The organism is bacterium, from assembly GCA_018814885.1.
Lineage (GTDB): Bacteria > Krumholzibacteriota > Krumholzibacteriia > LZORAL124-64-63 > LZORAL124-64-63 > JAHIYU01.
In genome coordinates, this window is record JAHIYU010000142.1 from 32,851 (window position 1) to 47,070 (window position 14,220).

The 14,220-nt window shown below is 68.1% G+C and carries 14 protein-coding genes; 3 read left to right on the forward strand and 11 right to left on the reverse strand.

Annotation, left to right across the window (positions count from 1 at the left end):
- Genes xseB through KJ554_10365 form a run of 4 tightly spaced genes read right to left on the reverse strand, consistent with a single transcriptional unit; the run spans position 1 to position 4,490 of the window.
- Positions 1-273 carry an exodeoxyribonuclease VII small subunit gene (gene xseB / locus KJ554_10350; GenBank protein ID MBU0742734.1) on the reverse strand — a complete coding sequence of 91 codons (273 nt, stop codon included), beginning with the start codon at positions 271-273 and terminating at the stop codon, positions 1-3.
- The gene (gene xseA / locus KJ554_10355; GenBank protein MBU0742735.1) at positions 245-1,600 is read right to left on the reverse strand and encodes an exodeoxyribonuclease VII large subunit; all 1,356 of its coding nucleotides are present in this window, start codon (positions 1,598-1,600) and stop codon (positions 245-247) included. The genes xseB and xseA overlap by 29 nt, the downstream gene beginning before the upstream one ends.
- The gene (locus KJ554_10360) at positions 1,597-2,973 is read right to left on the reverse strand and encodes an MATE family efflux transporter (protein ID MBU0742736.1); all 1,377 of its coding nucleotides are present in this window, start codon (positions 2,971-2,973) and stop codon (positions 1,597-1,599) included. The genes xseA and KJ554_10360 overlap by 4 nt, the downstream gene beginning before the upstream one ends.
- Positions 2,970-4,490 carry a leucyl aminopeptidase gene (locus KJ554_10365; GenBank protein ID MBU0742737.1) on the reverse strand — a complete coding sequence of 507 codons (1,521 nt, stop codon included), beginning with the start codon at positions 4,488-4,490 and terminating at the stop codon, positions 2,970-2,972. The genes KJ554_10360 and KJ554_10365 overlap by 4 nt, the downstream gene beginning before the upstream one ends.
- A gap of 223 nt (positions 4,491-4,713) precedes the next feature.
- On the opposite strand from KJ554_10365, the gene KJ554_10370 reads away from it, so the two are divergent.
- From KJ554_10370 to KJ554_10380, 3 genes are read left to right on the forward strand one after another with little or no spacing between them, the layout of a single operon-like run.
- Complete coding sequence (locus tag KJ554_10370) at positions 4,714-6,018, forward strand: dicarboxylate/amino acid:cation symporter (protein MBU0742738.1); 1,305 nt, start codon at positions 4,714-4,716, stop codon at positions 6,016-6,018.
- A gap of 3 nt (positions 6,019-6,021) precedes the next feature.
- On the forward strand, positions 6,022-6,753 hold the full coding sequence (locus KJ554_10375; GenBank protein ID MBU0742739.1) for a YIP1 family protein: 732 nt from the start codon (positions 6,022-6,024) through the stop codon (positions 6,751-6,753).
- Positions 6,750-7,160, forward strand: coding sequence for a DUF2752 domain-containing protein (locus KJ554_10380; protein MBU0742740.1), 411 nt, complete (start codon positions 6,750-6,752; stop codon positions 7,158-7,160). Before KJ554_10375 ends, KJ554_10380 begins: the two co-directional genes overlap by 4 nt.
- Before the next feature lie 15 nt (positions 7,161-7,175).
- On the opposite strand, the gene KJ554_10385 is transcribed toward KJ554_10380, so the two are convergent.
- The 7 genes from KJ554_10385 to KJ554_10415 form a co-directional block, all read right to left on the reverse strand.
- Positions 7,176-8,513 (reverse strand): hypothetical protein, encoded by a 1,338-nt coding sequence (locus KJ554_10385; GenBank protein MBU0742741.1) that lies wholly within the window; start codon positions 8,511-8,513, stop codon positions 7,176-7,178.
- A gap of 123 nt (positions 8,514-8,636) precedes the next feature.
- The gene (gene mscL / locus KJ554_10390; protein ID MBU0742742.1) at positions 8,637-9,089 is read right to left on the reverse strand and encodes a large-conductance mechanosensitive channel protein MscL; all 453 of its coding nucleotides are present in this window, start codon (positions 9,087-9,089) and stop codon (positions 8,637-8,639) included.
- 117 nt (positions 9,090-9,206) lie between these two features.
- Positions 9,207-10,352 (reverse strand): acyl-CoA dehydrogenase family protein, encoded by a 1,146-nt coding sequence (locus KJ554_10395; GenBank protein MBU0742743.1) that lies wholly within the window; start codon positions 10,350-10,352, stop codon positions 9,207-9,209.
- Between the two features lie 52 nt (positions 10,353-10,404).
- Complete coding sequence (locus KJ554_10400; GenBank protein MBU0742744.1) at positions 10,405-10,569, reverse strand: hypothetical protein; 165 nt, start codon at positions 10,567-10,569, stop codon at positions 10,405-10,407.
- A 23-nt stretch (positions 10,570-10,592) separates the two neighbouring features.
- Positions 10,593-12,428: a carbamoyltransferase gene (locus KJ554_10405; protein ID MBU0742745.1), complete on the reverse strand. Its 1,836-nt coding sequence runs from the start codon at positions 12,426-12,428 to the stop codon at positions 10,593-10,595.
- Complete coding sequence (locus KJ554_10410) at positions 12,425-12,877, reverse strand: hypothetical protein (GenBank protein ID MBU0742746.1); 453 nt, start codon at positions 12,875-12,877, stop codon at positions 12,425-12,427. The genes KJ554_10405 and KJ554_10410 overlap by 4 nt, the downstream gene beginning before the upstream one ends.
- A gap of 200 nt (positions 12,878-13,077) precedes the next feature.
- Positions 13,078-14,187, reverse strand: coding sequence for a hypothetical protein (locus KJ554_10415; GenBank protein MBU0742747.1), 1,110 nt, complete (start codon positions 14,185-14,187; stop codon positions 13,078-13,080).
- Positions 14,188-14,220: the final 33 nt, after the last annotated feature.

The window sequence follows — 14,220 nt, forward strand, 5'->3', positions numbered from 1 at the left end:
TCAGTCGCCGTCGCGATCGACGGCTTCCTCGTCCCCCCGTTCGAGGCTGCTCACGAATTCCTGGACCTCGAGTTCGGTCCGGCGGAGCTTGGCGCGGCAGGCGTCCACCAGCGTGACGGCACGCTTGACCTCCGCCGAGAGATCGTCGATGGCGACCTCCCCCGCCTCGAGCCTGGCCAGGATCGCCTCGACCTCCGCGATGGCCTCTTCGAAGCCGGGCGCCTTCTTCGGCTTGGGCGTCAAGTCATCCTCCTCGCGTCGTTTCGATGACATCCACGATACTCTCGATGCGGCCGCCCCGCAGCCGCGTTGTCAGGCGGTCGCCACGCCGCACCGCGCTGGCGTCCCGCAAGACCAGGCCGTCGGGCCCCAGGGTCAGGCTGTAGCCACGGGCGAAGAGACGCCCGGGATCGAGCAGTGCGGCCTTCTCGTGCAGGGATGCGCAGGTTCGCGCCGCCCCGGCGCAGACAGCCAGGGCGGCGGCGGCGATCCGGTCCGACGTCCGCCGATGGCGCGCGGCTGCCCGCTCCAGGTTCAACCTCGCCAGGGCTAGCACGCCGTCTCGCCGGCGCACCAGCGCGACACCCCCGGCGTTCACGTGCGCGACTACCGACAGGCGCAGGCGCGCCGCGACGGCACGCAGGAATCGTCGGCGGGTCTCGAGCTGGGACATCGTGGCGGCGTGGAGGGCTTCGGTCAGCCTCGCCACGTCCCGTGCGGCCGACTCGATACGTGCGGTTAGATCGTGCACCGCGGCGGTAGGCGTCTTGCAGGCATGGTGCGCCACGGCATCGGCGATGGAGCGGTCGATCTCGTGACCGATGGCCGTGATCACGGGCACCGGACAGCGGGCGATGCCCTCCGCCACGGCCTGGTGATCGAACCAGGACAGATCGGCCCGCGAACCCCCGCCGCGGGTGACGACGATCACGTCGACGCCGGCGCGCGCGAGTCCCTTCAGCGCTCCGGTGACCTGCGGCACCATGCCCTCTCCCATCATGCGGCAGTCGGCGCGCATCACGCGGAAACCGTAGCCGGACTCCCGCAATCCGCTGAGGAAGTCCTTTTCGGCGGCGCTGCCGGCCGACGTTATGAGTCCGACGGACAGAGGCAGCCGGGGCATCACCAGACGGCCGTTCAGCTCGAGCAGCCCGTGTTCCCGGAGGTGGGCCAGCACGCGACGGCGGCGCGCCTCCAGCTGGCCGAGCGTGTAGGTGGTGTCGACACCGACGAGCTTGAGCTGGAGCTTGCCGAAGGGCGGATAGAAGTCCACCACGCATTGCAGGCAGACCTCGAGCTTGTCGGCCAGCCGGAAATCGGGGTCGCTGCCGTCCAGGTAGCGCTGCAGTCCGTAGCGGCGCCGGTCCCATTCCAGCAGGGCCACCGGGATCGACACGGCGGCATCCCGGCCCGTACCGTGCAGCTCGAAGTAGGCGTGGCGGCGATGGGCCGCATCCGCCGGCAGGCGCTGGACCTCGCCGCGCACCCAGACGGCGCCGGGGAAGGCCTCCAGCAGGGCGGTCCGGATCTCCTCGTTGAGCTCGGAGACGGTGAAGACGCGCCGCTCGTCGCCGTCGCCGTCGGTGAAGAGGTCGTTCATCGCGCCTCCAGGGCGGATCCGCAAGCGTGACGCTGCCAGTCGCCGCGCAGATACCACCAGGTGATGCCCACGGCGTAGGCGAAGAACCAGATCAACACGCCGATCCAGGCACCGCTGAGCCCGAGCTCCAGCTTGATGCCGAAGAACCAGGCGCAGGGCAGGAACAGCAGCCAGGCGGTCGCCACGTCGGTCAGCATGACGATGCGCGTGGCGCCTGCCCCCTTCAGCGCCCCGGCGAGGGTCAGGCCCACGGCGTCGAAGATCTGCACCAGACCCATCATGCGCAGGATCGGCGTACCTGCACGGATCAGCTCCGGATCGGTGGCGAAGAGGCCCATCAACCAGCCGGGGGCCAGCAGGAACGCCACGCTGAAGGTGCCCATCAGCACCACGGCCACGGCCACGCCGCCCCAGCCTGCGCGCACGGCTCCCCGCGGATCGCCCCTGCCCAGGCTCTGCGCGACCAGGGTCTGCACCGCCACGCCGACGCCGATGCCCGGCATGAACGACAGCGCCGCGATGCGGAAAACCACGTTCCCGGCGGCGACCGCCACGGTGGAGATGCGCCCCAGGATCGCGAAGAACACCAGCACGGCCAGCAGCGCGCCCAGGACCTGCACGCCGGCGGGCCAGGCCATCCTGAACATCGGCCGCAACAACGCGGGCCGCCAGTTGCCCAGGCTGAGGAAGCGAAAACGATGCCGGACGGACGGCCGCATCATCAGGGCCGCAAAAGCCGCCACGGCCAGCAGGCTGGAGACGGCGCTGGCGATCGCCGCTCCCCTCACACCCAGGGCCGGCGCGCCGAGCTTGCCGAAGATCAGCACCCAGTTGAGCAGGACGTTGACCAGGTTCATGCCGACGCCGACGATCATGCCGATGCGGGTCCAGCCGATCCCGTCGTAGACGGCCCGCAGCTGGAACGTCAACATGAAGGGGATGGCCCCCAGGACGCGCCAGCGCAGATACTCCCCGCCCAGACGGTGGACCTCGACGTCCTGAGCCACCATCCCCATCCAGGTTTCCGGCCGCCAGAGACCCAGGGCGGTCACGGCCGCGCCGAGCAGGATGGTGACGGCGCCCGCGGTGCCGAGCACCGCGCCCACCTCATCGTCGCGACCCGAGCCCACGCGATGCGCCGTGAAGGTCTGTGCGGGAACGTCCAGCGCCTTGAGCGTGCTGGCGACGGCCGAGAAGAGCAGTGTGGCGATACCGACCGCGGCCAGCGATGCGGCGCCGAGCTGGCCGACCATCAAGGTATCCATCAGGCCCATCAGGGTCTGGGACACGTTGGCGGTGACAACGGGCATCGCCAGGGTCAGAATCCCGCGGACGAGCGCCCGGTGCGAAAGGTGATCCAGCGCCGAGGTCATCTGGCCTCGCGCGTCAACACCTCGACGGCGCGTGCGATCAGGCGCGCCCCGAAACCGGTGGCGCCCTTGGGGCCGAGCGGACCCGTCGCCGCGGCCCAGGCCGGGCCGGCGATGTCCAGATGCGCCCAGGCGGCGTCCTCGTCCACGAACTCCTCGAGGAAGGCCGCCGCGGAACTGGCCCCGGCATAGCGTCCGCCGATGTTCTGGATGTCGGCGATGGGACTCTCGATCTCCTTGTGGTGCTCCTCCACCATGGGCAGCGGCCAGACCCTCTCGAAGGTCTCGCCGCCGGCCCTCTGCAGGACCTCCCCCAGCCGGGAGTCGTTGGTGAAGAGACCGGCGAACTCCTGTCCGAGCGCGATGACGCAGGCTCCCGTCAGGGTGGCCGCGTCGATCATCCAGTCCGGCTTGCGCTTGCCGGCGTAGTGCAGCGCGTCGGCCAGGATGAGGCGACCCTCGGCATCGGTGTTGAGCACCTCCACGGTCTTGCCCGAGGCCATGCTCAGGACGTCGCCGGGACGGATGGCCGCGCCGTCGGGCATGTTCTCCACGGCGGGCACGACGACCAGCAGTCTCACCGGCAGGCCCAGCCGCGCCACGATCAACGCGGCGCCGAGGACGGCGGCGGCGCCGCCCATGTCCCCCTTCATCTCGTGCATGTTCGAGGCCGGCTTGATCGAGATGCCGCCCGTGTCGAAGGTGACGCCCTTGCCGACCAGCGCCATCAGGGGCAGCTTGCCGCGCGCGCCCCGGGGACGCATCTCCAGCACGATCAGCTTGGATTGCTGGCGACTGCCCTGACCGACGCCCAGGATGCCGCCCATGCCCAGCTTGCGCAGCCCGGCTTCTCCCCTCACGGTGCAGGTCAGGCCCTCCCGTCCGGCCATGGCCCGGGCCGCGGCGGCCAGCGCGGTGGGCGTCAGCTTGTTGGGCGGGCGGTTGACGAGATCCCGCGCGAAGAGGCAACCCGCGGCATAGGCGCTGCCGCTGGCGAGTCCCCTGCGGATCTCGGACCCGGCCGCGGCATCGTCCGCCAGGATCTTCCAGGTGCGCGGCGAAGGCTTCTTGTCCCGGCCCGTCTTCGCCTTCTCGGTGCCGGTCTCGAAGAGGGCGAGCTCGCTCCCCTCGACGCAGCAGCGGGCCACGGCCTCGGGCGTCAGTGCGCCCAGCGCGGTCCAGGGCAGGGCCAGCACGCAGCTGCGGGCCCCCAGCGTGCGGGCGCGCTGCGACGCCGCAGCCAAGGATCGTCGCAGGGACTGGGGGCTGATCTCGTCCGGCTTGCCGAGTCCCAGGACCAGCACCCAGGTGGCGGACGCGCCGCCGCCGGGCAAGAGGTGGAGCTTGCCGTCCTTGCCGTCGAAGACCTTGCCGTCGGCCAGGCTCGCGAGCCCGCCGATCTTCTTGTCCAGTTCGCGCCATGGCCCGAGCACGGGACGGTCCTTCTGGCTGGCGACTCCCACGACGAGCAGATCCGCGCGCGCTTGCGACGGCTTCACGGTTCCCGTACTCCAACGCATACCTGACATCTCCTTTGATCCCGTTGCCGATGAGGTGGGCGGCAGATCGCACGAAGGGGAATTGTAGCACCCTCCGGCAGGCCCGCCACACCATATTTACCCCGGCTCGCCGGCAGCGGCTGCGCACATGGCCCGGGACATACGATCCTTGTCCGGCACCCTGACATCGCCTATGCTCTCTCGAGATTCGGGGCGCGCGCTGGACCGGACGAGGCGGAGGGTGATGGCAATCGGCGGCAACAGGACGCTCAGACCGTGGCGCTGGGCCCTGCACTGGCAGATCGCGCTGGCGCTGCTGCTCGGGGTGGCCGCGGGTCTGGCCGCCGGCGAGCGCGAGATCGCCGGTTTCTCCCCCGTCTCGGCCTTCGCCTTCCTCGGCACGCTGTTTTTGCGCGCCCTGAAGATGGTCATCGTGCCGCTGCTGGCTGGCTCGATCATATCCGGCGTCGCCGGGCTCGGCTCGGCCCGCACGCTAGGCCGGCTCTTCGGCCGCACATTCGCTTGGTACATCTCGACCAGCCTGCTGGCCATCCTCACCGGGTTGCTGCTGGTCAATCTCATCCGTCCCGGGATCGTGGACGGCGTACCTGTCGGCCAGAGCATGGGGCTCGTGGCCGAGACCGCGGAGCTCGGCGAGGAGCTGGGTGGACGCGGTCCGGGGGATCTGGTCGACATCATCCTGCGCATGGTGCCGGAAAATCCCGTCGCCGCGGCCAGCGAGGGCCAGATGCTGCCGTTGATCTTCTTCTGCATGCTCTTCGGCGCGGCGCTGACCCTCCTGCCGCCGGACAAGCGCGAACCGCAGACACGATTCTGGGAGAGCCTCTTCGCGGTCATGATGACGTTGACCGGCTGGGTGATCCGCTTCACGCCCATCGGCGCCTTCGGCCTGATCGCCCGCATCGCCGCGACCAGCGGCCTGGAAGCCTTCGCCTCGCTGCTGCGCTTCGCCGCTACCGTGTTGCTGGCCCTGGCCATCCACGCGCTGATCGTGCTGCCGGTGCTGCTGCACCTGCTGGGCCGCATCGATCCGCGGCGGCACGCCCGGGTGATGGCCCCCGCGCTGATGACCGCCTTCACCACGCGCAGCAGCTCCGCCACGCTGCCGGTGACCATGGAGTGCGTCGAGAAGGGTGCCGGCGTGAGCAACCGCGTCACCAGCTTCGTGCTGCCCCTGGGCGCCACGGTGAACATGGACGGCACGGCCCTGTACGAGTGCATCTGCGCTCTCTTCATCGCACAGGCCTACGGTATCTCGCTGGGGCCGATGGACCAGTTCCTGGTGGTCGTCACCGCCCTGCTGGCGAGCATCGGCGCCGCGGGGATTCCCTCGGCGGGGCTGGTCATGATCTCGATCATCCTGTCCACGGTGGGGCTGCCGCTCGAGGGCGTGGCCCTGATCCTGGCGGTCGATCCCTTGCTGGACATGGTCCGCACCGCCGTGAACATCTTCAGCGATTCCTGCGGCGCGGCGGTGATCGCCCGCCGCGAGGGCGAAACGGATCTCTACCCCGATACATTGGAGTGACCCATGACCGACGATATCCCCGACGAAGGCGCCGGATTCCCGCCTGCTCCCGATCCCTATCGTGTCGGTGACGGCGGTCCGCCGCCGCAAACGCCGCGGGAGAACCTGCCCCCCTGGGAAGACCGTGCCCATTTCACGGTGGTCGCGGGATTCCTGAACACGATCCCGCAGGTGATGACGGCTCCGGGGCGCTTCTTCACGGACCACCCTGTCCGTCGCGGGCTGCTCGGACCGGTCACCTTCGGCGTCCTGATCGGCGTCATCTCGGCGATCGCGGAATGGGTCTGGTCGCACATCTTCACGGGATTCGAGCAGAACCTGCTCGGGCTGCTGGGCGAGGACTACGAGATCTCGGGCGCCGAGGCGTGGATCTCGGAGTTTGCCGAGGGCTTCGGGGTGCTGGTCAGCCCGGTGCTGGCCCTGATCGCCGTCTTCCTGGTGGCGGGTCTGGTCCATCTGGGGGTGATGCTCGCGGCCGCCGACCGCAACCGCGGCTTCGAGGCCACCCTGCGGGCCACGGCCTACGCCGGCGGCGCAACCATCCTGGCGCTGATCCCCATCTGCGGCGACGGCATCGGCAGCATCTGGGCGCTGGTGGTCGCCGTGATCGGCGTGCGCACCATGCACGGCATCGGCACCGGGCCCGCGCTGCTCGCCGTGCTGGCGCCGCTGCTGCTCTGCTGCTGCGGCTGCGTCGGCCTGATCGCCCTGATCGCCGGGCTCGCGGCCTCGTGAAGATCGGCCCGGAACGCGACGCCTTGCCGCGCCTGCTGGCCTTCGTCTACGCGCCCCTGGGGCTGGCGGTCCGGTGGCTGTTCGAGCACCCTGTCATCGACCTGGACCGTGTCGCCTGCCCGCTGCTACAGCACACGGGCATCGCCTGCCCCACTTGCGGCGGCACGCGCGCCGGTCTGGCCCTGGGTCGGCTGGATCCCGCCACCGCCTGCGCCGAGAATCCCCTGATCGCCCTGCTGCTGATCATGCTCGGTGCGTGGTTCGTCTACGCCGTCTTGGCCACGCTCCTGCCCTTTTTGCGAAGAACGGTGCGCTTCACGACGGGCGAATGGCGCGTACTGCGACTGCTGGCCGTGGGTGCAGTGATGGGGACCTGGGTCTACGAGATCATCCGCCACAGCCGCTGAGAGCCGCTTCGCCTCTCAGGCGCGCCGCGCCGGAGCGCGAAAAGCCGGGGCGGGGACCTCGCAGCCGACCGCCAGAAGGCGCGACCGCGCCGTCCCGTAGAATTCGCGCGCCGGCACGCGGGAGAAACCCAGCTTGATGTCGTCGAGCGTCTCCCCCGAGATGAACCGCTGGTGGTGCAGGAGCGTGGGCCGCCTGCCGCGGCTCTCCGTCTGGATCAGACGCCGGTGACTGCTGCTCAGCGTCGTGCGCGGCGTGTTGTTCTTGGCGGCGGACCAGATCAGATCGAGGATCTCCTCGCCCGCCACCAGGGGCGCATCCGTACGCTCGCGAAAAGCCTCCTGGATGGCCTCCGCCAGGGCCAGATCGGACCCCTTGCTCGTGAAGCGGGCCAGGTGCTTGTCGTAGGTGTCGAGGGCGTCCATGACGAAGGCGCCGAGCATGGCGTCGAAACCGTGCTCGGCGCCGATGCGGATCATGGCGAGGTCGTCACAGACGCCGTCGCCGGGCCGCCGGCGGAAATAGGCCTGGTCGTACAGCGGGTAGGACCAGACGGCGCCGTCGCGGTCCGGCATGACCACACCCAGACGTTCCAGATCGCGCAACGTCTCGTCGTCCCAGGGCGCGCTCCCCGGATCGACGATGCCGGTCAGGCGGAAACGCTCGCGATCCACGATGCGGATCTCGCCGCCCCCGAGCAGGTAGGGATCGCCGTCGAAGGTGCGGCCGCGCCAGGCCACGGTCATGCGGCGGTGCGCCTCGTCGTCCATGAAACCGGCCAGCACCATCCCGCGCAGGAAGTCACGCGTGTCGACCTCGACGCCGCGCAGGAAATCCACGCCGAGCAGTGGGCCGTCGGCTGTCTCCAGGCCCATGGTCCTCGTCGCCAGCCGCGCCAGGACGTGGTCGCGCACCGTCTCCACCAGGCGCGATCGCGCCTCGCGCACCCGGTCGCCCCTCATCTCGGGCCAGGTCCTCTCCAGTTCTGTGAGCACGCGGTCGAAAGTGGCCTCGCGGAAGACGAGCGGAGAGCCGTACTCGTCGGTGAACCAGCCGTGACCGTTTTGGGCGCGGCCTACAACCGACTGGGGCAGCAGCACGCGCAACACCTCCTGCGGGGCGGCGAAACGCTGGGCCAGCAGGAAATCGAAATCATCGTGGCATAGCTTGCGGAAGAGATCCTCGTTGCCCCGGATGGTGAGGTAGTTGATGCCGCGGGCGAAACGCTCGCGCCCGCCGCGGCGCTTGTCGCGACGCCTGTCGCGTCCGGCGCCGCGTCCGCCCAGGCGGTCGAGGATGGCCAGCACGCGCTCGGCGGCGCGGCGTGATTTCCTGAATCTGCCTTTCTTGCCCATGACGCAATACTAACTCCGCGTCGCACGGCCCGACAGGAACATGTTGGCCCCGGGAACCTCTCCGGACGGGAGAAGGCCGCCCCGTGAGGGGGCGGCCTTCTCCCGTCGTGCGCTGGATCTGTCCTACTCGAGTCCCGAGGCGCAGAAGGCGCACTTCTTGGCCTTGATGGGGATCGTCGAGAGACAGTGCGGGCAGTCCTTGGTGGTGGGCGCCGCCGGGGGCGCCACGTCCTCGCGCTTCAGCTTGTTGATGTTGCGGATGACCATGAAGACGGCGAAGGCCACGATGAGGAAGCTGATGATGGTGTTGATGAACACGCCGATGTTCATGGTGACCGCGCCGGCCTCCTGCGCCATGGTCAGGGTCTCGTAGGGACCCGCGGCTTCCGCGCCGGCCTTCAGCACGACGAAGAGGTTGGCGAAGTCGACGCCGCCGAGCAGCAGGCCGATGGGCGGCATGATCACGTCGGCCACCAGGGACTTGACGATGGTGCCGAAGGCAGCGCCGATGATGATACCGACGGCCATGTCGACCACGTTGCCCTTGATGGCGAATTCCTTGAACTCCTTGAACATGGTTGTACTTCCCTTCCATGTTTCGAGCGAAAAATGGTCAATCAAAATCAATTGAATGCCGCAACACGATAAGAATGATCGCAGATATTTGTCCACGAAATTAATTTTGTAATATGGTCAGCCGAGTTCCTTGATGACGTGTCGGGCGATGACCAGTCGCTGTATCTCGCTGGCGCCCTCGTAGATACGCGTCACGCGCACGTCGCGGTACCAACGCTCCACGTCGTATTCCTTCATGTAGCCGTAGCCGCCGTGGATCTGTACGGCCTCGTCGGCGGCGTAACCCGCCGCCTCGGTTGCCAGCAGCTTGGCCATGGCCGCCTCCTTGGTGAAGGGCCGGCCGGCGTCCTTCAACGTGGCGGCGTGCAGGGCGGTCAGGCGCGCCGCGTGCAGGCGCGCGGCCATGTCGGCGATCTTGTGGCGGATCACGTCCAGGTTCCACAGATGCTTGCCGAAGGCCTCCCGCTGGCCCGCGTAGCGCACCGTCGCCTCCAGGCAGGCGCGGCCGATGCCCAGGGCCTGGAAGGCGATGCCGATGCGGCCGCCGTCCAGCGCCTTCATGGCGATCTTGAAGCCGTCCCCCTCCGCGCCGAGCAGGCGCGTGGCGGGCACGCGGGCGCCGTCCATCTCGATGGTCACCGTGTCGCTGGCGCGCAGGCCCATCTTGTCTTCCTTCTTGCCGACGGTCAGACCCGGGGTCCCGCGCTCGACCAGGAAGGCATGGATGGCGTCGTAGCCCTTGGTGCCGGGAGTGCGGGCCAGGACCATGAAGAACTGCGCCCGGGCGCCGTTGGTGACGAAGATCTTCGAGCCGTCGAGGACATACGCGTCGCCGTCGCGGCGCGCGGTGGTCGCGAGCGCCACGGCATCGCTGCCCGCGTCGGGTTCGGTCACGCAGAAGGCGGCGATTTCGCCGGCGGCCATGCGCGGCAGGATCTCCGCCTTGATCGCCTCATTGGCGAACATGGCGATGGGATAGCTGCCCACGCTGTTGTGGACGCAGACCATGACCGATACGCCGGCGCTGACGGCCGACAGCTCCTCGACCACGAGGCCGTAGGTGACGGTGTCGGCGCCGAGCCCGCCGTACCGCTCCGGGAAGGCGAGGCCGAAGAAGCCGTTGGCCTTCATCTTCTCGACCAGTTCGCCGGGCATGTCGTTGTCGTCATCCATCCGCCTGGCGATGGGCGCGATCTCCTGCTGGGCGAAATCGCGCACCATGTCGCGAAACATGGTCTGCTGTTCGGTGAGGGAGAAGTCCATGGCAATCCTTCCGGCGACGCGTGCGTCGGTCGAGAGGCTCGTCCCCGGCGCATTAAAACAGGGTGTAGATGAAAGGCGCGACGGCCTGCCCCGAGAAGACAAGAAGGGTCAGGATCAACAGGACCACGACCGTGGGCACGATCCACCAGGCCTTGTTCTGTCTGGCGAAACGCCAGATCTCGCGCAGGAGACGTCCGGTGTGCAAGAACTTGCTCATGTCAACTCTATCCCCGGGCTCGGTCAGTCCAGCGGGAATTCCTCCCGCCAGTCGACAGCGCCGTCGATCCATTCCGGTTGCTCGGTCTTGTCGAGCAGATACCCTCCCAGGGCGAGGTAATCCATCTCGGTGCGCCGGAAACAACGGTAGGCATCGGACGGCGTGCAGACGATAGGCTCGCCGCGCACGTTGAACGACGTGTTGATGATTATGCCATAACCCGTGCGTTCGGCGAAGGCCTCGATGATCCGATGATAACGCGGATTGGTCCGGCAGTCCACAGACTGGATCCGAGCCGAGTTGTCGACGTGCGTGATCGCCGGCACGTCGGATCGCGCCTCGTTGACGCGGGCTATGATGTCCTGGTCGTCGTCCCTGGGGGCCGGCTCCCGACAGCGTTCGGCCCGGACCTGGGCCACGAGCAGCATGTAGGGAGAGGGACGGTCGAGTTCGAAATAGTCACCGATGCGCTCCACCAGGCACGACGGGGCGAAGGGACGGAACGACTCCCGGTACTTGATCTTCAGGTTCAGGAGCGACTGCATCTTCACGGACCGGGCGTCGCCGATGATCGAGCGGTTGCCCAGGGCGCGCGGGCCGAACTCCATACGTCCCTGGAACAGCCCCACCACGTTCTGCTCGTCGACCAGGGCGGCGATCTTCGCCTCCAGATCCCCGTCGTCCAGGTGTCGGTAGGGCAAGCCGTGCGCATCCAGCCATTCACCGATTTCCACGTCGGTGTAGGCCGGGCCGAGGTAGGCTCCCTGCATCCGGTCGTTCACGCCGTCGACCTGCCGCTCGTTGCCCAGCACGTGGTGCCACAGATGGAGCGCGGCGCCCAGGGCGCCGCCCGCATCGCCGGCGGCGGGCTGGATCCAGATGTCGTCGAAAGGCCCTTCCCGCAGCAGCCGTCCGTTGGCCACGCAGTTCAGGGCCACACCCCCGGCCAGGCAGAGATATCGTTCTCCGGTCACCTCGTGGGCATGGATCGCCTGCTTCAAGACGATCTCCTCGGTCACGACCTGGACCGACCGCGCCAGATCCATCTCGCGCCGCGTCAGCGGTGACTCGGGCGGGCGCGGCGGGCCGCCGAACAGGTCGGCGAAGCGCGCGTTGGTCATGGTCAGCCCGTCGAGATAGCCGAAGTAGTCCATGTTCAAGCGGAAGGAACCGTCCTCGCGGATGTCGATCAGGTGTTCCTTGATCGTGTCCACGTACCTGGCCCGGCCGTAGGGTGCCAGCCCCATGAGCTTGTACTCGCCGGAATTGACCCGGAAGCCCGTGAAGTAGGTGAAAGCCGAATAGAGCAAGCCCAGGGAGTGGGGAAAGTGCAATTCGTCGTGGAGGTCCAGGTAGTTGCCGCGTCCACGGCCGAGGGATGCGGTGGCCCACTCTCCCACGCCGTCGAGAACGAGGATCGCCGCGCTCTCGAAGGGGCTGGCGAAGAAGGCGCTGGCGGCGTGGGATTCGTGATGCTCGCAAAAGTAGAGCCGGTGGGTTTTGCCGACGCCCGCGGCTTGGAGTGACTGTTCGATGCTGGCCGAGATCCAGAGTTTCTCGCGCAGCCAGAGGGGGATCGCCATGAGGAACGATCTCGAACCGCGAGGCGCGACCGCGTAGTAGGTCTTCAGGATGCGCCCGAACTTGGTCAGGGGCTTGTCGTAGAAGACCACCGCGTCGATGCCGTCACCCACCGCCCCGCCTTCCGCCAGGCAGTACCGCACGGCATGGTGCGGGAAGGATGAATCGTGCTTGCGGCGGCTGAATCGTTCTTCCTGGGCGGCGGCGACGATCCTGCCGTCCTGGACCAGGCAGGCAGCCGAGTCGTGATAATAGGCGGATATCCCCAGGATGTTCACGCGGGGTCGCTCTCTCTGTTGCGGGTGACCGCACCCACCGGACGACGACGCTCACGAGCCTCGCGGTCCTCGCGTAGGAACTGGTCGCCGATGTTCTCGTCGCGACGCTTTTCCCGGCGCGGGATCCAGTAGGTCCAGATCCCGGGCAGGAACTCGCGGCGCAGGGGATCCTTGTGGCGAATCCGCAGGTAGACGGCGACCACGGCGAAAAAAACCACGTAGAGCGGCACCAGCAGGACGTAGGTCAGGAGCTTGCCCGCCATCCGGCCGATCGTACGCCCGCAGCCGTGGATGGGCCGGTAGCCGCGGGGCCAGAACGCGCCCAGCAGGGCGAAGACCGCGGCCAGGCCCCAGACGATCCTGGCCGGCAGATCGTGGCCGAAGACGCGGGCCAGCACGAAACCGATGACGACAAGGATCGCGGCCTGCAGGAACGCGGACCCGCGCATCGCACGCCGTGACGAGTCCCCCGCCGCGGACTCTGTCAGTCGCCAATTCCATGTAATTCTCGTCGCTTCGCGCATACGGGATCAGGGCCGTCCTTGGTATTCCATAACTCACTGTCACGAAGAAGGATACACGACTCGCAGCAACAAGTCAAGACGGTGTGAGGCTATGTGATGCCTCGGCCGCACTCCGGTCGGAGACGTCAGTCGTCGTCCGCGTCCCCCGCGTGCGGTATCCCGTCGCGAATCAACCACGCCGTGGGCAAGGCGGCTGCGATGGCCCTCGCCACGGCCTCATGACCGGCAGGAGACCAGTGGGCATCGTGCTGCAGGTAGGCGTCTTCGTATTGCTGCACAGCCGCGAGTGCCGGAGTCAGATCGATCTGCGGCACACCGTGCCGCCTTGCGATCTCTCGCGGCAGCGCGCGTAGCTCGCGGCTGAACCGGCGGGCGAACCAGCTGCCTGGCCCGCCGCTCAGGATCTGGTTGCGCTGGGGGACGACAACCATCAGCAGGGGCACACCGGTCTCCTCGCACTCGCCGTTCAGGCGGACCATCGACGCCTCCGCCAGCCTGCGGGCGTCGGCGCCGGCGTTGGCCAGGAACAGCTGCAAGCCGAGCGTGCGCTCGTCCAGTAGCGCGACCGTCCGGCTGCTGCGGGACAAACGCGAGAGCAACGCGTCCGGATCCTTTACCGCCGGCACGTAATCCCACAGCCGGTCGGGCGCGTAACGGGCAATGCGCAGCTCGTCGACGGGATCGTTGGCCAGACTGAAGGTTGCGATCACGATGTCGGGAGGCACATGCCGCCGGACGCGGCGCAGCATCTCGATCTGCTGGTACGGGCCGTAGCCGGGGATGCCGGCGTTGATTACCGTCAGGGTCGGATCGCCACAACGCCCGCGCAGGATCCGTTCGAGCTGGCGGGGAAAGGACTCCTCCTCCTCCACGCCCCAACCGAAGGCATACGAGTCTCCCAGTACGACGATGTGGAGGCCGTCCGGATCGATGTCGTATTCCGGACCGCGCAGGCCCCAGGCATTGGTCTCGATGACGACCGGCGAGTTGTCATCCTCGAAATCACCGGCGGCGTCGGGCGGGAAGATCCAGCCCAGCAACGAATCGTGATCGCAGATCAGGAATCCCCGGTCCGACATCCGGTTATCCGGATCCGCGGGCGCGGGCCCGGCCACGCGCAGGATCAATTCGCACGCCAGGAGCGCCAGCAGCAGGGGCAGAGCCGCCAGGAGCAATCGACCGCCCAGCCACTTCGCCTTCTTGCCGAAGGCTCTTCCCGGCGTTGCCCGCTGCATGCTTCATCTCCCGGTGTCCGGGGCGTGAGAGGC